General features: G+C 69.5%; 16 protein-coding genes. 9 read left to right on the top strand and 7 right to left on the bottom strand.

Features of this window, described 5'->3' with window-relative positions; genetic code table 11:
• Position 1 precedes the first annotated feature (1 nt).
• Genes J0I43_RS08910 through J0I43_RS08900 form a run of 3 tightly spaced genes read right to left on the bottom strand, consistent with a single transcriptional unit; the run spans position 2 to position 3,670 of the window.
• Positions 2 to 1,540: a sugar ABC transporter ATP-binding protein gene (locus J0I43_RS08910; protein ID WP_292862224.1), complete on the bottom strand. Its 1,539-nt coding sequence runs from the start codon at positions 1,538 to 1,540 to the stop codon at positions 2 to 4.
• Entirely contained in the window at positions 1,537 to 2,577 is a 1,041-nt protein-coding gene (locus tag J0I43_RS08905; protein ID WP_292862221.1) for an ABC transporter permease, read from the bottom strand. The genes J0I43_RS08910 and J0I43_RS08905 overlap by 4 nt, the downstream gene beginning before the upstream one ends.
• Before the next feature lie 7 nt (positions 2,578 to 2,584).
• Positions 2,585 to 3,670 carry a sugar ABC transporter substrate-binding protein gene (locus tag J0I43_RS08900; protein ID WP_292862218.1) on the bottom strand — a complete coding sequence of 362 codons (1,086 nt, stop codon included), beginning with the start codon at positions 3,668 to 3,670 and terminating at the stop codon, positions 2,585 to 2,587.
• Positions 3,671 to 3,920: 250 nt separating this feature from the next.
• Between J0I43_RS08900 and J0I43_RS08895 the strand changes: the two genes are divergently transcribed.
• From J0I43_RS08895 to J0I43_RS08880, 4 genes are all read left to right on the top strand, one after another.
• Positions 3,921 to 4,214 (top strand): YciI family protein, encoded by a 294-nt coding sequence (locus J0I43_RS08895; protein WP_292862215.1) that lies wholly within the window; start codon positions 3,921 to 3,923, stop codon positions 4,212 to 4,214.
• Positions 4,215 to 4,440: 226 nt separating this feature from the next.
• Complete coding sequence (locus J0I43_RS08890) at positions 4,441 to 5,046, top strand: HD domain-containing protein (RefSeq protein ID WP_292862212.1); 606 nt, start codon at positions 4,441 to 4,443, stop codon at positions 5,044 to 5,046.
• Positions 5,047 to 5,092: 46 nt separating this feature from the next.
• A complete protein-coding gene (locus J0I43_RS08885) occupies positions 5,093 to 5,713 on the top strand; it encodes a DUF1992 domain-containing protein (RefSeq protein WP_292862209.1) in 621 nt (206 codons plus the stop codon).
• Between the two features lie 33 nt (positions 5,714 to 5,746).
• A complete protein-coding gene (locus J0I43_RS08880; RefSeq protein WP_292862206.1) occupies positions 5,747 to 6,766 on the top strand; it encodes a zinc-dependent alcohol dehydrogenase family protein in 1,020 nt (339 codons plus the stop codon).
• A gap of 72 nt (positions 6,767 to 6,838) precedes the next feature.
• Here J0I43_RS08880 and J0I43_RS08875 read toward each other — a convergent pair whose 3' ends face one another.
• The gene (locus tag J0I43_RS08875) at positions 6,839 to 7,852 is read right to left on the bottom strand and encodes a LacI family DNA-binding transcriptional regulator (RefSeq protein ID WP_292862203.1); all 1,014 of its coding nucleotides are present in this window, start codon (positions 7,850 to 7,852) and stop codon (positions 6,839 to 6,841) included.
• Between the two features lie 166 nt (positions 7,853 to 8,018).
• Between J0I43_RS08875 and J0I43_RS08870 the strand changes: the two genes are divergently transcribed.
• The gene (locus J0I43_RS08870; protein ID WP_292862200.1) at positions 8,019 to 8,954 is read left to right on the top strand and encodes a dihydrodipicolinate synthase family protein; all 936 of its coding nucleotides are present in this window, start codon (positions 8,019 to 8,021) and stop codon (positions 8,952 to 8,954) included.
• Positions 8,955 to 9,098: 144 nt separating this feature from the next.
• Positions 9,099 to 10,403, top strand: coding sequence for an Nramp family divalent metal transporter (locus J0I43_RS08865; RefSeq protein ID WP_292862197.1), 1,305 nt, complete (start codon positions 9,099 to 9,101; stop codon positions 10,401 to 10,403).
• A 21-nt stretch (positions 10,404 to 10,424) separates the two neighbouring features.
• Here the strand turns inward: J0I43_RS08865 and J0I43_RS08860 are convergent, their stop codons facing one another.
• Complete coding sequence (locus J0I43_RS08860) at positions 10,425 to 11,282, bottom strand: EamA family transporter (RefSeq protein WP_292863220.1); 858 nt, start codon at positions 11,280 to 11,282, stop codon at positions 10,425 to 10,427.
• Positions 11,283 to 11,365: 83 nt separating this feature from the next.
• Entirely contained in the window at positions 11,366 to 12,574 is a 1,209-nt protein-coding gene (locus J0I43_RS08855; protein WP_292862194.1) for a serine hydrolase, read from the bottom strand.
• A 160-nt stretch (positions 12,575 to 12,734) separates the two neighbouring features.
• Between J0I43_RS08855 and J0I43_RS08850 the strand changes: the two genes are divergently transcribed.
• Positions 12,735 to 13,046: a DUF2470 domain-containing protein gene (locus J0I43_RS08850; protein ID WP_292862191.1), complete on the top strand. Its 312-nt coding sequence runs from the start codon at positions 12,735 to 12,737 to the stop codon at positions 13,044 to 13,046.
• Positions 13,047 to 13,138: 92 nt separating this feature from the next.
• A complete protein-coding gene (locus J0I43_RS08845) occupies positions 13,139 to 13,792 on the top strand; it encodes a heme oxygenase (biliverdin-producing) (RefSeq protein ID WP_292862189.1) in 654 nt (217 codons plus the stop codon).
• 2 nt (positions 13,793 to 13,794) lie between these two features.
• On the opposite strand, the gene J0I43_RS08840 is transcribed toward J0I43_RS08845, so the two are convergent.
• On the bottom strand, positions 13,795 to 15,207 hold the full coding sequence (locus tag J0I43_RS08840; RefSeq protein WP_292862186.1) for an ATP-dependent RecD-like DNA helicase: 1,413 nt from the start codon (positions 15,205 to 15,207) through the stop codon (positions 13,795 to 13,797).
• Between the two features lie 44 nt (positions 15,208 to 15,251).
• Here J0I43_RS08840 and J0I43_RS08835 point away from each other — a divergent pair, with 44 nt between their 5' ends.
• Positions 15,252 to 16,394 (top strand): hypothetical protein, encoded by a 1,143-nt coding sequence (locus J0I43_RS08835; protein ID WP_292862183.1) that lies wholly within the window; start codon positions 15,252 to 15,254, stop codon positions 16,392 to 16,394.
• Positions 16,395 to 16,397 lie beyond the last annotated feature (3 nt).

Here is a 16,397-nt window from a genome sequence, read left to right as displayed (position 1 = left end):
GTCACACCATGTTCTTCAGCACGTCGTCGAATGAGGGACTGGATGCCGCGACGTCACGGTACTCCGCGGTGACCGTCCCGTCACGCATGATGAGCACGTCGTCGCTGAGGCCGAACAACTCATCGAGGGTGTCGGAGAGGAGGAGGACGGCGAGACCGTTCACCGTCGCCTCCCGAATGGTGCGGTACACGTCGGCCTTCGCGCCGAGGTCGAGTCCTCGCGTGGGGTGGTCCAGGATGAGCACCTTGAGCTCCGGAAGGCACAGCCACTTCGCAAGGGCGATCTTCTGCTGGTTCCCGCCACTGAGCGTCGCGATGTCATCGGACGGGTCACCGAGCTTCACGCGCAGCCGAGCGGTCCAGGACGACACCCTCGCGACCTCGCTCCTCGTGCGCACGACGCCGGCGACGGCGAGTCGATCCAGGAGCGCGTAGGTGAGGTTGCGCGCGATGCTCTGACCCATCACCACTCCTTCCACCTTGCGTTCGGCCGGCACGAAGCCGATGCCGCGTGCAATGGCGCGACGAGGGGACAACGGCAGGAACTCCTCTCCGTCGAGGCGGATGCGCCCACGAACGCGCGGACGCGCGCCGAACAACGCTCGACACAGTTCTTCTCGTCCCGATCCGACCACTCCGCCGATGCCCAGGACGCGCCCCGACCGCAACGAGAACGAGACATCGGTGAAGCCGTGCGGAGAGGAGAGTCCCTCCACGACAAGCCTCTCCTCCTCGCTGCCGCTGTGCGGGCGAAGGCCGGCGAAGTAGTAGTCCTCCTGCTTCTCCTCACCGACCATCAGCCGGTACAGCTCCTCCTCGTCGCACTCCGCGGGGTCCCGCTCGGCGACGCAACGGCCGTTGCTCATGACGTAGATGCGGTCCGAGACGGCCAGCACCTCGTCCATGCGATGCGACACGAAGACCACGGAGGATCGCTGCTTGATGCGCTGGATCTCGGCGAACAGGAGCTCGATCTCCGTCGGTGAGAGCACCGAAGTCGGCTCATCGAGAAGGATCGTGAGGTGACCGTCCACGTGCTCTTCGAGCGAGAGGACCTTCGCGAGTTCCACCATCTGCTTCTCGACGAACGAGAGCGTGCCCACCACGCGCGCGGGATCGACGGGGGAGTCGATCTTCGCCAACTGCGTTGCGGCTTCCTGACGCAGTGCGCTCCATCGGTACAGCCCGCCCCGCGTGGCGCGGGGCCTGCGCCCCAGGAAGATGTTCTCGGCGACCGTGAGGTTGTCGATGAGGGACTGCTCCTGGAAGACGATGCCGATCCCCTTGTGCGCGGCATCGGCGGGCGAACGCACCGTCGTCGGTCGCCCGCCGATCAGCACGTGGCCGCTGTCCGGCTGGATCACGCCGGCGAGGGTCTTCAGGAGAGTGGACTTGCCTGCGCCGTTCTGACCGACGATGCCCACGACTTCCCCGGGGTTGACGTGGAGCGTGACGCCATCCAGCGCAGAGACATGCCCGTACCGCTTGGTCAGGTTCTCGACGGCGAGGCTCGACGTCGCGGTCAGTGGTGCAGTGCTCATTTGATGGCCCTCAGCCTTCCCCGTTCACGCCAGGTCGCAGCGGCGACGATGACGACCAGTGCGACCCCGATGACGGCCTGCTGCAAGTAGGGGTCGATGCCCACCAACAGCATCCCGTTGCGCAGCACGACGAGGGTCATGACTCCTACGACGGTGTGCAGGATGCCTCCGCGCCCTCCGCTCAACAGCGTGCCGCCGATGACGACGGCGCTGATGGCGGGAAAGAGCTGGTCGTACCCTGCGGTCGGGCTGCCCAGGCCGATCTGCGCGGTGATCATCACGCCTGCCAGGGCGGCGCACACGCCGCTGATCGCGAAGGCGCCGATCTTGTAACGGCTCACGCGCACTCCCGCCAGGAGCAGCTGAGGCTCGCCGCCGCCGATCCCGTAGACAGTGCGACCGAACGCGCTCCACCGCAGGGCGGCGAACAGGATCGCCACCACGGCGAGCGCTAGGAAGAAGTTCAGTGTCAACCCTCCGACACGCACGAGCGCGAGAGCGCGAAGCCCCTCGTCCTCGATGCCCGACTGGCGCGCTGGGTACAGCAAGCTGGCCAGCCCCAGCCCGACGAACCACATTCCGAGGGTCACCATGAGCGAGGGTATGCGAAGTCGGGTGACCAGCAGCCCGCTGACCGCACCGAAGGTCGCTCCGATCGCGAGCGCGGCGAGGACACCGACGAGCCCGAGGTCGAGTCCGTTGGTCGTGTTGGCGACGAGGAGCGACGTTGCGACGCCGACCGTCGCCATGACGCCTTCCGTGGACATGTCGATGCTCCCCATGAGGATCACGACCGTCATCCCGCAGGCCACCACGAGCGGGACGGCGGCCTGGTTCAGGATGGTGATGAGGTTGCTCGTCGTCGCGAACTGCGGTTGGACGATGGTCAGTCCGATGCACAATACGACCAGAAGCAGGAGCGGACCGCCGCCCCGGAGAACATCGCGACCGAGAGATCCCGCAGTGCGGCCCGCGGTGGGGACGGCGACTGCACCCGCCCCCACCGCGTCGAGGACCACGTGCGACCTGGATGACATCGTCCGCCTACTCGCTCGGAACCTCGTCGCGAACCTGACCGGAGCTGAGCTTCCACGGGTTTGCGAGATATGCCTCATAGGTGACGGCGCTGAGGTCGAAGGGGGTCAGGAAGTCCACGACGTTCGCGGCCGTTGCCACGCCCACCTTGAGGTAGAAGTCACGCTGCTCATTCGTCAGCTTCGACACGTCGAGGTCGCCGACCGTGGCTGCGTACGCGAGCGTCGTCGTCACGAGACCCTCCTCGATGCCCGGCACGACCGCCGAGGCGGCGAACTCGCCCGACTGGATGGCCTTCAACGCCTTCTGTGTTCCATCCAGTCCGTTGGACGGGACCTTGCCCGACTTCCCCTGCGCACGCAGCGCCTCGACGGCTCCGAAGCCCATGTCGTCGTTGCCGCCCCACACAGCCGAGATCTGATCCCCATACTTGCCGAGGAACTGCTCCGTCACCGCCTGTGCCTTCGCGGCCTGCCAGTCTGCCGGCTGCGAGTCGAGCAGCGTGACACCGGGGTTGGCGGCCAACGCCCGCGCGAGCCCGAGCTTGCGCTCCTGCGCGGTCGGGTTGTCGGGCACGCCGTCGATCGCAACGATGCCTCCCTCGCCGCCGATCGCATCGAAGAGGGCCTGGCTGGTCTCCTGACTCGCCTGGATCATGTCGAACGACTGATGCGCGATCCAGCAGCCACCACCGGTGTCCCAGGGGTGGATGTCGCCGGGGCGGTTCCAGATCGTGACGATGCGAACGCCTTTGCTCTGCGCGAGCTCGACGAGCGATTTCGTGTAAGCGGAGGATGCGGGATCGGCGATGATGATGTCACCGTTCTTCGCGGTGGCCAGGACCGAGCTCATCGTGTCGATGAGCTTCTGTCCGTCGTAATCGTCGGTGTAGACGCTCACCTGGTCGTCGGAGAGCCCGATCGCCGCAGCCATCGTGTTCACCCCCGTGATGAAGTCCTGGAAATAGTCGTTGTCGAGCGTGCCGATACCGAGATAGATGTGGACGTCCTCCTTCTTGGCTGGCGTCGCGCACGCCGCGCCCCCGGAGGGGTTGTCGTTGACGGTGGTCGCCGAGCACCCTGCCAGAGCGAGCACAGAGGCTAGAGCGCCTGCGGCGACCACTGCCACTGATCGGAGATGTGGACGGTGCATGTGACTGCGTTCCTTTCGTCATTGAAAGATGATCGACGGCTTCGTCGATGCGCGCCTTTCGGGGGGCGCTAGCCGACGACGATACGGGCGGCTCGCATCGCCGTATCCTCGCATTCCGTTCAACGGCAGCCCGTCGCCATCCGCTGCCCGCACCTGATCGGCTTGTCTGACCCGCACACGCCGAAAGGACCGCATGCCGATCTACGCCGTCTCCTATCGCTATCGTCCCGACACGGAAGCTGCTCGCGACGAACTGCGTCCTTCGCACGTTGAGTTCCTCGAATCCCTGTTCACGGCAGGCGCGCTGCGAGCGAGCGGGCCGACGGGCGACGATGCCACACCCGGAGCTCTCCTCGTGGTCTGCGCGGACGACGCCGCACAGGTGGCTTCTCTGATCGACGACGACCCGTTCAACCAAGCCGGACTGCTCGACAGGACGATCCGCGAATGGCGGCTGTTCTTCGGAGCAGAACGACTGGTGGGGTAAGGCCAGTCGTTCCGCACGGCCCGGCGGTCGGCAGAACCCGCGATCCGCCGATGTGGTGAAGAATGCTGTTGGTCATCGCGGCGTAGGTCCGTCGCTCCTCCCGGCAGCACCTCTGGGCACCCCTCGGCCGACCCGCCACCGTTCTGAGCACCGTGTGGCAGATATCCGCCGCTGCTCGGCACAAACCCGGCGACCGCTCGCGAGACGTGCGCCCCAGACTGATCCCATGCGCCTCGCCGACATCACCGCGCCCGACACGATCGCCGCGCGCGGAGCGCTCGCCCTCGCCCGCGAGTACCAATCACCCGCCCTCACCGCGCATGCCCTCCGCTCATGGCTGTGGGCCGAAGCTTTCGCCCGCGTCGACGGCATCCACGACATCGATCACGAGCTGCTCTACGTCGCGGCCGTGCTGCACGACATCGGCACCGTCACCGCGTTCGACAACCACACGATCTCGTACGAGCACGCCGGCGGTCACGTCGCCGTCGCCCTCACCGCGGGCGCCGGGTGGGGGCCGGGTCGACGTCAGCGGGTGCTCGACGTGATCGTCCGCCACAACTGGCCCGCCGTCGACCCGGCGATGGACGCCGAGGGGTATCTGCTCGAGATCGCGACCGGTCTCGACATCTCGGGCGCCCGCCCCGACGCCCTCCCCGAAACCTTCCGGCGCGAGGTCCTCGCCCGCCACCCCCGCGGCGCCCTCGCCGCCGAGTTCGGCGCCTGCGTCATCGATCAGGCCGCCCGCAAGCCCGACACGGCCGCGCGGCGCCTGGTCGACGGAGGCATCATCTCGAAACTCGCAGCCAACCCGCTCGAGCGATTCGAATGACCGCTCGCCCCGCTCCCCCGGCGGCGCGGGGACGTACCCTGGAGAGGTGAGCTCAGACGCGCACGACCGCGACCCCCGCACCCGTGCGACGGAGTATCGGGCTACGCAGAGCGATCGAGCCACGGAGCCCACCGGCGGCGACGACCAGACCCGTGCCGCGGCATCCACTCCACCCCCGCTGCGCACCGCCCACGACCGCGCGGCGTACATCGAGACGGCGATCCAGCAGGCGATCCGTCGGGGCGAGTTCGACGACCTCCCCGGCGCGGGCAAGCCGATCGACGGCCTCGGCACGCACCACGACCCGGACTGGTGGATCCGGCGCAAGATCCAGTCGGAGAACATCGAAGGGCTGGGTCCGCCCGCGCTCCGCCTACGCGTCGAGCACGCCGAGATGGCGGAGCGCCTCGATGCCCTCACCCGCGAAGCCGACGTGCGCGAGCACGTGACGGACTTCAACGCGCGCGTCCGACGCGCCCGCATGCAGCTGCAGGGCGGGCCGCCCGTCGTCACGCCGGAGCACGACGTCGACGCGGAGGTCGCCGCGTGGGTGGAGCGCCGCGTCGCGCGGGCCGCAGCCGCGACGCCAGCCACCGACGCCCCGCACGAACCCAGGTGCGAACCCAGGCGCGGATGGTTCCGCCGCCGACGCGACGCACGCGCGTAGAGACACCGCACCGACAGCGAAAGGAACCCCGCCATGCGTGGAGTCATCATGTACGCCCCCGGCGACGTCCGGGTCGAAGACCGACCGGACCCCATCATCGTGGAGCCCACCGACGCGGTCATCCGGCTCGCCGCGACCTGCATCTGCGGGTCCGACCTCTGGCCCTACCGCGGCGCCGAGCCCGTCGACCACACGCCGATGGGCCACGAGTACGTCGGCGTCGTCACCGAGATCGGCGCCGCGGTTGCGACACTGAAGGTCGGCGATTTCGTCGTCGGATCGTTCTTCACCTCCGACAACACGTGCGAGATCTGCCGAGCCGGCTATCCGTCGCACTGCGTCCGCCGCACTCCCATCGGGCGCGAAGGCACGCAGGCCGAGTTCGCCCGCATCCCCAACGCCGACGGCACGCTCGTCGCGACGCCCGGGCAGCCCGACGCCGACCTCATCCCCTCGCTGCTCGCCGCCTCGGACGTCCTCGGCACCGGCTGGTTCGCCGCCGTCGCCGCGCAGGTCGGGCCCGGGAAGACCGTCGCGGTCGTCGGCGACGGTGCGGTGGGACTGTGCGGCATCCTCGCCGCCAAGCAGCTCGGCGCGGAGCGCATCATCGCGATGAGCCGCCACGCTGACCGACAGGCACTCGCCCGCCGCTTCGGCGCGACGGACATCGTCGAGGAGCGCGGCCAGGACGGCATCGCGCGCGTCAAGGAGCTCACCGGCGGGCTCGGCGCGCACAGCGTGATCGAGGCGGTCGGCACGCAGGATGCCATGGATCAGGCGATCCGTTCGACCCGCGCAGGCGGCCACGTCGGCTTCGTCGGCGTCTCCCACGATGTGTCCATCGACGGCAAGGGGCTGTTCTTCTCGGGCGTGCACCTGCACGGCGGCCCGGCGCCGGTGCGACGCTTCCTCCCCGAGCTCATCCAGCTGATCTGGGATCGGGAGATCGATCCGGGCGTCGTGTTCGACCTGACGCTCCCGCTCGAGGATGCCGCGGAGGGCTACCGCGCGATGGACGAGCGGCGCGCCACGAAAGTCCTCCTCACGGTCTGAGGGCAGCCGGACAGCGATTGTCGCTCGCGGGGCGCGAGGAACCAGGGATCGGCGATACCCGAGGCAGCCCGGTCAGCCCACGCGCGCGGTTGACGCTCGGGGGATCAGAGTCGGCAGCACCGCGCGGATGCCACCAGGCGTCGAATCGACCCCGAACAGCATGTCGACGGCATCGGCGGCGATCTGGTCGAACGGCGTGCGGACACTCGTGAGCGGCACGGGCAGATGCGCGACGAGCGGGATGTCGTTGTACCCCACGACGGAGAGGTCCTGGCCGGCGTGCAGGCCGTACCGACCGGCGGCCTGCACGACGCCGATCGCGAGGTTGTCGTTTGCGGCGAAGATCGCCGTCGGGCGGTCGGGGGAGGACAACAGCCGCTCGCCGGCGGCGATACCCGCTTCCACGCCGTATCCCGTAGCGATGACACGTTCGTCGGGCAGCCCGATGTCCGCCTCGGCGAGCGCGCGCTGGGCGCCGGCCCGGCGATCCCGCCCACTCGAGGTGAACCAGGGACCCGTCACGACGGCGATGTCGCGATGCCCGAGATCCACGAGGTGGCGCACCGCGAGGTAGCCGCCGGCTTCGTCATCGCCGAGCGCCGACGGGCTGACACGGTCGGTGCGGAGCGCAAGGACATGCGGGATGCCGCGGTCCCGCAGCGATCGCGGCAGGTCATCGTCGAGTCGGGCCGTCGCCAGGATCAATCCGTCGACGCCGCGGTCGAGCAGCGTCTCGGTCGCGCGCCGTTCGTCGTCGACGTCGTCGCCGCTCGTCGCCACGACGGCGAACGCACCGACGCGGCGCGCCTGTCGTTCGACGGCCTCGAACATCAACGCCATCACGGCATCCGTGAGACGCGGCACGAGCACTCCGACGGTCCCCGTCGTCCCGCGTCGCAGGCTCGACGCGGAGACGTTGCGGCGGTAGCCGAGTTGGTCGGCCATCGCGCGTACGCGTTGAGCCGTCGGCGAACGCGACGCCGGAGTGCGGTCGTCGAGGATGCGGCTGACGGTCGACACGCTCACTCCCGACGCCTGCGCGACATCACGCAGAGTCACGACTACGCGTTCCATGCGCTCTGCCATGTGCCCTCCCCTCCGCAGTCTAGGTGTTGGCGGCCGCGCTGCCGGGAACGTTTGCATATTCCTCTTGACACTCCTTCACGCGGCATCCATACTCGATGCAAACGTTCCCGCAAACGTTCCTGTTTCTGCTGAACCCACTCTCACACAACGACGTAAGGAGCACCCCATGGTTCTCGACCTCCGCGGCCTCAATCCCGCCCCCGTCACTCCGTTCACCGAAGACGGCGCCGTCGACTACGCCGCCATCCAACGCTTGGGCTCGTGGCTCGGCTCGATCGACGGCGTCAAGAGCCTCGTCGTGCTCGGCCACGCCGGGGAAGGCACGTTCCTCACGGAGGCCGAGCAGCTCGATGTCATCCGCGCCTTCCGCGACTCCGTCGAAGACCGGCTGCCGATCATCGCCGGCATCACGAAGGAAGGCAACCTCACCGCCGCACTCGAGGCCAAGGATGCCGCGTCCGCCGGCGCCAAGGGCGCGCTCGTCTACCCCTCCCACGGCTGGCTGCGCTTCGGCTTCCAGCCCGGCGCCCCCCAGACCCGCTACCGAGCGATCTGGGAGGAGTCTGGCCTCGAGGAGATCCTCTTCCAGTACCCCGACAACACGAAGGCCAGCTACGACCTCGACACCCAGCTCGAGATCGCCGGCCAGGAGGGCGTCAACCACACGAAGAACGGCGTGCGCAACATGCGCCGCTGGTACACCGAGATCCCGGCGCTGCGTGCGGCCTACCCCGAACTGCAGATCCTCTCCTGCCACGACGAGTACCTGTTGCCGACGATGTTCGACGTCGATGGGCTGCTCGTCGGTTACGGCAACATCGCCCCCGAGCTGCTCGTCGACCTCATCGCCGCCGGCAAGGCGCGCGACTACTCCGCCGCGCACGCGATCCACGAGCGCCTGCTGCCGGTCACGAAGAACGTGTACCACCGCGGTTCCCACATGGAGGGCACCGTCGCCCTCAAGTGGGGCCTCGTGAACCGCGGCATCCTCGATCACACCACCGTGCGCGAACCGCTGCTCCCGCTGCCGGCGGGGGCGGATGCCGAGATCGCAGCCGCGTTCGCCGCCGCCGACCTCGGCAACGTCACGGTCACCGTCTGATCTCGCACCCAGCCCGCTCGGCCGGGGAGAGCGTGCGCACACCGCAGCTCTCCCCGGCCGTCACCCCGACGGCGCTCACCGTCGACACCCCGCGTCAATGACGACCACTCGGCTTCGGCCCTCCGATGAAGGAGAACCCGCACCATGAGCAACGACACTCGCCACACCTCTACGACACCCGGCACCGGCTACGGTCGGGTCTCGACCGAGACAATGAAGTCCATCGTGAACTCCCACCGCACCCGCCGCAGCTTCTGGCAACAGCTCGCCCTCATCGGCCCCGCCTTCGTCGCGGGCGCCTGGCAGTTCGGGCCCGGCAATCTGACGACCGCCGTCCAGGCCGGCAGCGGCTACCAATACACGCTGATCTGGGTCATCGTCGTGTCGACCATCCTGATGATCTTCCTGACCGACATGAGCGTGCGCCTCGGCATCCGCTCACCCCTCTCCCTCATCTCGTCGATCAAGGAGCACCTCGGCACCTGGGTGGGGGTCGCTGCGGGCATCGGCGTCTTCCTCATCACGCTGTGCTTCTCGGTCGGCAACGCGGTCGGATCGGGACTCGGACTGTCGATGCTCTTCGGTGGCAGCCCGATCATGTGGACGATCATCTGCACGGTCGCCGTCGCCGGGCTTCTGCTTCTGCGCAACGTCTACCGCGTCATCGAGAAGGTCCTCGTCGTCATCGTCGCTCTGATGGCCGTCGCCTTCATTGCGAGCGCCTTCATCTCCCACCCCGACTGGGCAGCAGTCGGGGTGGGCCTGCTCCCGTCGATTCCCGACGGAGCATGGCTGCTCATCGTCGCCCTCGTCGGCACGAACTTCTCGATCAACGCCGCGTTCTACACGGCCTACGGCACGAAGGAGCGCGGACGCACCGAGGCCGACTACCGCGACGTCACGATCGTGGACACCGTCCCGGGCATCGTCGCCCCCGGGGTCATGACGGCGCTCGTCATCGTCGTGGCGGCATCCGTCCTCGGCAAGACCGGTGAGACGGCGCCGACGATCGTCGCCCTTGCCGGCATCTTCGAACCGCTCGCGGGCCCCGTCGGGTCCACCATCTTCGCGCTCGGGTTCTTCGGAGCCGCGTTCTCGTCCATGATCGCCAACGCAACGGCCGGGGGCACGATGCTCTCCGACGGCCTCGGCCGCGGGGCTTCATCGAGCTCGCGGACCGCGAAGACCGTGAGCGGGGCGATCCTCGCCTTCGGTGTCGCCATCACGGTGATCTTCCAGAGTTCCCCCGTGCAGCTGATCGTGATCGCGCAGGCGCTGACCGTGCTCGTCGCACCCGTGCTCGCACTCCTCATCATCGTGATGGCCAACCGGCGCTCGCTCATGGGCGATCTGCGCAATCGTTGGTGGCAGAACCTGGCAGGCGGCATCGGCCTCGTGGCTGTGCTCGCACTGTCGGTCCGACTGGTGACGAGCCTCCTCGGGATCTGATCTCGCGATGTGACCGCGCCGTCAGCCCAACGGCGCGGTCACATCGCGTGCGCGGCGCCCCGCGGCGCGCACGGCGCCGATGGATGCCGCGACGACCAGCGCGACCCCGACGACCTCGAGCGCGCTCAGGCGCTGGCCGAGGAGGACCAGCCCCGCGAGGGCGGCGGTCGCCGGCGCGAGGCTCATGAGGATCGCGAAGGCGGATGCCTGCAGCCGCCGCAGCGCGACGAGCTCGAACGCGTATGGCAGCGTCGAGGAGAGCACGGCCACCGCCGCGCCGAGACCCAGGAGCCCGAGCGTGTGGAGACCGAAGGGTGCCAGGCCGGGGCCGGCCGTCGCGATCCCGAACGGCAGCGACACGAGCGCGCCGACCGTCATCGCGAGCGCCAGCCCGTCGAGCTTCGGGAACGCGGCGCCCACACGCGCCGACGAGAGGATGTAGAGCGCCCACATCGCGGCGGCACCCAGCGCGAAGAGGACGCCGACGAGGTCCAGCCGGTCCCACCCGCCCCCGCCGAGCGCGACGACGCCTGCGAGCGCGAGAGCGGCCCACAGCCAGGCGGAGGCCCGCCGGCTGGCGAGGATCGACAGGGTCAGCGGGCCGAGCACCTCGATCGTGACCGTGACGCCGAGCGGCAGCCGTTCGAGCGCGAGGTAGAACAACCCGTTCATCACGGCGAGGGCGAGACCGAGCCGCATGACCGCGCCCCACGCCGCCCGGTCATGACCGCGCACACGGGGGCGCGACACCGCGAGGAGGATGAGCGCCGAGAACACGAGCCGCAGCATGACCATGCCGAGCGCACCCACCTGCGGGAACAGCAGCACTGCCAGCGACGCACCGACCTCTTGGCACGCGAGCCCCGCGACGACGAGCACGACGGCACCGCCCGGCGCTCCGCCCGACGCACCGCCCGGCCTGCCGACGCCACCGTTCGCGCCGGCGGCAGCGGCGGCCGCGGTCACGGAATCGGGCAGACCGCCGCCGCCGTCACCTGGGCGGCCATGTCATCCGCGGTCCAGGGCAGGCCGGCGTCGGGGGCGGTCTGCCCTGTCGCGGCGGGGGCCTTCGACGTGATCGCCGCGAGCTCCCACGCGAGGGCGCGGACGAGCACGTCCGACGCGCGCGAGTTGTTGAGCGCGACGACGACCGTCATCCCGGTGTTGCGGTCGGCGAACGCCGCCGTGAGAAAGCCCGGGATCGATCCGTACTGCCCGACGAGCGTGCCCGCCTGGTAGGTGCCGCCTGTCGCGGTGAACCACGACGCGGCATCCCCGGCCGCCGGCAGCGGCGCATCGAACCGTCCGCCCTTGTCGTACGACCGCACGCCCAGCGCGAGCGCCTGCGTGTACCGGCCCAGGTCCTCGAGGTCGGAGACGACACCGCCCGCGGTGTGCTCGACCGTCGGCGAGAGGTCGCTCAGATCGATCGGCGCCGCGCACTCCACCGCACCCTCGGCGTTGTTCGGCGACCACAGTCCGTGCATCGACGCCGCCGCCGACGCCGGCAGGGAGGTGTCGGGCATGCCGATCGGATCGAAGACGTACTTCTCGTAGAGCGCCTCGATGCTGACGCGGGACGCGCGCTCGAGCGCGATGCCGAGGAGGACGTACCCCGTGTCCGAGTCGGCGAACGACCCGGGGGCGGTGCCTGCGCGCGTGATACCGTAGCCGACCAGCTCGCGCTCGTTCCACACGCGGTCCGGCGTCGCGATGATCCGGCCGAAGACGGCCGGCAGGTACGGAGCCAGGCCGCTCGTCGAGTTGCACAGCTGCGCGAGCGTGATCCCCTCGAGCGCCGGAACGCCCGGCACATACGTCGCCACGCTGTCCTCGAGCTTCACGACCCCGTCGGCGACCATGCCGTAGAGGACGTCGCACGTCATCGCGCGGGTGATACTCCCGGCCGTGAAGCTGGCGCCGTCGTCGACGCCCGCCGCCCCCGGAGCCACGGTCCCCGCGCCGGCGAGCCACGTCCCGGCCCAGGGCGCCCAGACGCCGACGACGGCACCGCTCGCACCGGATGCCGCGACCGCGCGATCGACCGCCGCCTGCAGCTGCGCCTGCGTGTCGTCCGCGAAGGCGGCATCGACCTGCGCGGGGAGGTCTACGGTGGGACCGGATTCAGGGGCACATGCGGCCAGCGACAGCGCCAGTGCTGCGGCGGTCACGACCGCACCGATCCGTGTCGCGCGTACAGTACGCGGCATCCCTCACCCCCGAAAGTTCCTTCTCAGCGTAGGACACATTGCCTGTGTGCCCTGCCAGCGTGACGCGATCGATGCAGAACCGGCGCACGGGCCGATGCCAGGGGCTGCCTAGGGTAGGAGCATGCCGCACACCTTCGACGCCGACGCCCTCGCGGGCGTGCTCGGTCACATGAACAACGACCACACGGACGACAACCTGCTCATCGCGCGCGCCTTCTCGCCGGTGCAGGACGTCATCTCGGCGTCGATGACGACGTTCGACGGCGCCGCCGGTCACTGGCACGTGATCACCGCCGACGGCGCCGAAGACGTCATCCGGGTGCCGTGGCTCGGTGGCGAGATCACGGAGCGCCGCGAGGTCCGTCGCGAGATCGTCGCACTCTATGACGAGGCGTGTGCGCGCCTCGGGGTCACCGCGCGCCCGCACGACTGAGCGCACGCGCCCGGCGCTCTCGCGAGACACACAGCGACATCTTCACAAACCTTCAGTTTAGGTGAGCCTTAGTTTCAGCTATGCTGACGGTCATGACCGACATCACCCCGTTCTCGACCGCTCTGCGCGAGCGGTCGCGCGCTGCCCACTCCGGCAGCGAGCACGCCGGTTTCATGGCCGACCTCATGCGCGGCAAGGGCACGCGCGAGGACTACGTCGCGCTCGTCGCGCAGCACTGGTTCATCTACGAGGCCCTCGAATCCGCGGCATCCACGTTCGCCGGCGACCCGGTCGCCGCCCCGTTCATCACGTCGCGGCTCACGCGCCTGCCGGCACTCGAAGCCGACCTCGAGTACCTGATCGGCGCCGACTGGCGCGCGCGCATCACGCCGGTCCCGACGACCGAGCGCTACGTCGACCGCATCCGCGAGATCCAGGCCACCGGCTGGGCGGGCGGTTTCGTCGCGCACCACTACACGCGCTACCTCGGCGACCTCTCCGGCGGGCAGTTCATCGGCAAGCTCATGTCGCGCCAGTTCGAGCTCGGCACGAACGGCATCGGCTTCTACGTGTTCGACGAGATCGCCGACCCGGCCGCTTTCAAGGACGTCTACCGCGAGCAGCTGGATGCCGCACCGTGGGATGCCGCCGAGGCCGAGCGCGTCATCGACGAGGTCCTGTACGCGTACCAGCTGAACACCGACCTGTTCGTCGACCTCGCCGCCGCCAAGTCCGCCGCGGCCTGACGTCAGAAGCCCGACGCGCGCACGCCGGCCATGAAGCGGCGCACGTCGGCATCCACGAGGATGTCGCTCGGCCGGAGCGGCCGCGTCAGGTACAGCCCGTCGAGCGACGTCAGCCGCGACAGCGCGACGTAGGTCTGCCCCGGGGCGAACGCACCCGACCCGAGGTCGATCACCGCGCGATCGTAGGTCTTGCCCTGCGACTTGTGGATCGTGACCGCCCACGCGAGCCGCAGCGGGAACTGCGTGAACTCCGCCGCGATCTCGCGCGTGAGCTTGCGGGATGCCGGGTCGTACGCATACCGGAACCTCTCCCACACGGCGGGTTCGACGTCGTGCTCCTCGCCGTCCAGTTCGACGCGCACGGTTCCGCCCGCGATCCGTGTGACGGTGCCGATCGATCCGTTGACCCAGCGCGGTCCACCCCCGCCCGGGGCGCCGTAGCCCGCGACATCGTTGCGCAGGAACATCACCTGGGCGCCGACCTTCAGCTGCAGCTCCGCGTCGGCCGGGTACCCGGCATCCCCCCGCCCGAAGTCGCCGGAGACCTCGGCGCGCGCCGTCTGCACAGGCCCCGTCAGCGCGTCGAGGTGCCGCTGGTTGATGCGGTTCACGATGTCGTTGCGCGTCGCGAGGGTGATGATCGGCGGTTCGCCGTCGGCCGGCTCGGGCACCGGTCGCGCACCCGCGGCGTTGAGCGCGCCGGCGATCTCGGCCGTGACGACGCCGTAGCGGACGGCGTTCAGCATCGCCTTGAAGGAGTCGTCCGCCTGGCGATGGATGTGACCGAGCTCGCGGATGTTCAGAGGCGTGCCGACCCGCCCGAGGTCGAGGAGGCCATCCGACCGGACCGCTCCGCCCCCACCGCCGACCCCGGCCGCCGAGCCCGACGAGGGCCCCGCCCACACCTGCGCGTCGAAGAACCAGAACGAGCGGTAGTGGTCGTCGACGTACTTGCGCTCGTCTCCGCGCGGGGGCACGGGGGCGAGCTGGTACGGGTCGCCGAACATGACGACCTGCACGCCGCCGAACGGCTCCGACCGCTTGCGGCGGGCCTGCCGGAGGGAGCGGTCGATGGCATCCATGAGGTCCGCATTCACCATCGAGATCTCGTCGATCACGAGCGTGTCGATCGCGTTCATGATCTTCCGCGCGGGCTCCGACTGCTCCAGCTCACTGTCGGCGATGAGCCCGATCGGCAGCCGGAACAGCGAGTGGATCGTCTGCCCCTCGACGTTGAGCGCCGCGACTCCCGTCGGCGCGCAGACGGCGATCTGCTTCTCGGTGTTCCAGGCGAGGTGCTGCAGCAGCGTCGACTTGCCCGTCCCCGCGCGCCCCGTCACGAAGACATGCTCGCGGGTGTCTTCGATGAGGCGGAACAGCTCCTCCTGCTCGGGGGAGAGCGGAGGGATGTTCACCGACACAATGCTAGCCATCAGCGTCCATTTCCTAGACTGGGCGCGTGGGTGCGGAAGCGGAAGGCGAGACGGTGGATGCCGCGGCGGGTGGTGTCGCGTCTCCCGCGTCCGCCCGCTCGACGCGCCGTCGCGGCCGTCGCCGCAGCTCGCTCGGCCGCGACCTCACCGCACTCGGTGTCATCGGCGTCCTCCTCGCCGGCGCGTTCGGCGCTGCGGGCGTGGTGCTCTACGACGACCTCTACAGCCCCGCGGCGTTCGTGCGCCGCTACCTCGATCTGCTGAGCCGCGGCGACGCGGCGGGAGCCCTCGCCGTCCCCGGCGTCGCGGTCGACTCCGCCGCCCTCCTGCGCTCGGGCCTCCCCGCCGATGCCGACGAAGCCCTCCTGCGCCGCGCGGCGCTGGCGCCGCTGACGGATGCCGAGGTCACCTCGGTCACCGCCGAGCCGGGCGATTCCGGTGATTCCGGTGGGACGACGATCATCACGGTGTCCTACGCCGCCGGTCCGCATGCGGGCTCGACGGCGTTCCACGTGGAACGAGCCGGGTCCATCGGGCTCCTGCCGACGTGGCGGTTCGCGACGAGCCCGCTCGCCGCGATCAGTCTGACGCTGCGCGGCGCGACCCAGTTCGCGGTCAACGGCTTCGACCTCGACACGCGACAGGTCTCGCCGGACAGAGAGGCCGCCGACCCGCTCGATCCGGTGTCGCTGCTGGTGTTCTCGCCCGGCCTCTATTCGATCTCCGTCGACACCGCGATCTCGTCGAGCCCCGGGGTCGCCGTGCTCTCCGACACCCCGCTCGCGAAGATCCCCGTCGACCTGCAGACCCAGCCGACCGAGAAGTTCGTCGCCGCCGTGCAGGAGCAGGTCGAAGCGTTCCTCACCGCGTGCGCCACGCAGCAGGTGCTGCAGCCCACCGGATGCCCCTTCGGCCTCGTCGTGCAGAACCGCATCGCGAGCGCGCCGACCTGGTCGATCGCTCAGCAGCCGAAGATCTCGCTCGTCCCGGACGGCGCGAACTGGGCGATCGAGCGCGTGCAGGCCGCCGCGCACATCACGGTCGACATCCGCTCGCTCTTCGACGGCAGCGTCCGCACCCTCGACGAAGCGGTGCCCTTCTTCATGGGGGGCACGGTGACGATCCTGCCCGACGGCACGGCATCCATTCAGGTCACCGACGGCGACTGACGC

This window comes from Microbacterium sp., from assembly GCF_017305435.1.
Classification (GTDB): domain Bacteria; phylum Actinomycetota; class Actinomycetes; order Actinomycetales; family Microbacteriaceae; genus Microbacterium.
The sequence above is the reverse complement of the archived record's forward strand: the minus strand, read 5'-3'. Positions and strand labels throughout refer to the sequence as shown.

Excerpts from the sequence above, each read along its gene's own strand:
- J0I43_RS08910 (WP_292862224.1), bottom strand. The coding sequence starts at position 1,540 with ATGAGCACTGCACCACTGACCGCGACGTCGAGCCTCGCCGTCGAGAAC.
- J0I43_RS08905 (WP_292862221.1), bottom strand. The coding sequence starts at position 2,577 with ATGTCATCCAGGTCGCACGTGGTCCTCGACGCGGTGGGGGCGGGTGCA.
- J0I43_RS08895 (WP_292862215.1), top strand. The coding sequence starts at position 3,921 with ATGCCGATCTACGCCGTCTCCTATCGCTATCGTCCCGACACGGAAGCT.
- J0I43_RS08890 (WP_292862212.1), top strand. The coding sequence starts at position 4,441 with ATGCGCCTCGCCGACATCACCGCGCCCGACACGATCGCCGCGCGCGGA.
- J0I43_RS08880 (WP_292862206.1), top strand. The coding sequence starts at position 5,747 with ATGCGTGGAGTCATCATGTACGCCCCCGGCGACGTCCGGGTCGAAGAC.
- J0I43_RS08875 (WP_292862203.1), bottom strand. The coding sequence starts at position 7,852 with ATGGCAGAGCGCATGGAACGCGTAGTCGTGACTCTGCGTGATGTCGCG.
- J0I43_RS08870 (WP_292862200.1), top strand. The coding sequence starts at position 8,019 with ATGGTTCTCGACCTCCGCGGCCTCAATCCCGCCCCCGTCACTCCGTTC.
- J0I43_RS08865 (WP_292862197.1), top strand. The coding sequence starts at position 9,099 with ATGAGCAACGACACTCGCCACACCTCTACGACACCCGGCACCGGCTAC.
- J0I43_RS08850 (WP_292862191.1), top strand. The coding sequence starts at position 12,735 with ATGCCGCACACCTTCGACGCCGACGCCCTCGCGGGCGTGCTCGGTCAC.
- J0I43_RS08845 (WP_292862189.1), top strand. The coding sequence starts at position 13,139 with ATGACCGACATCACCCCGTTCTCGACCGCTCTGCGCGAGCGGTCGCGC.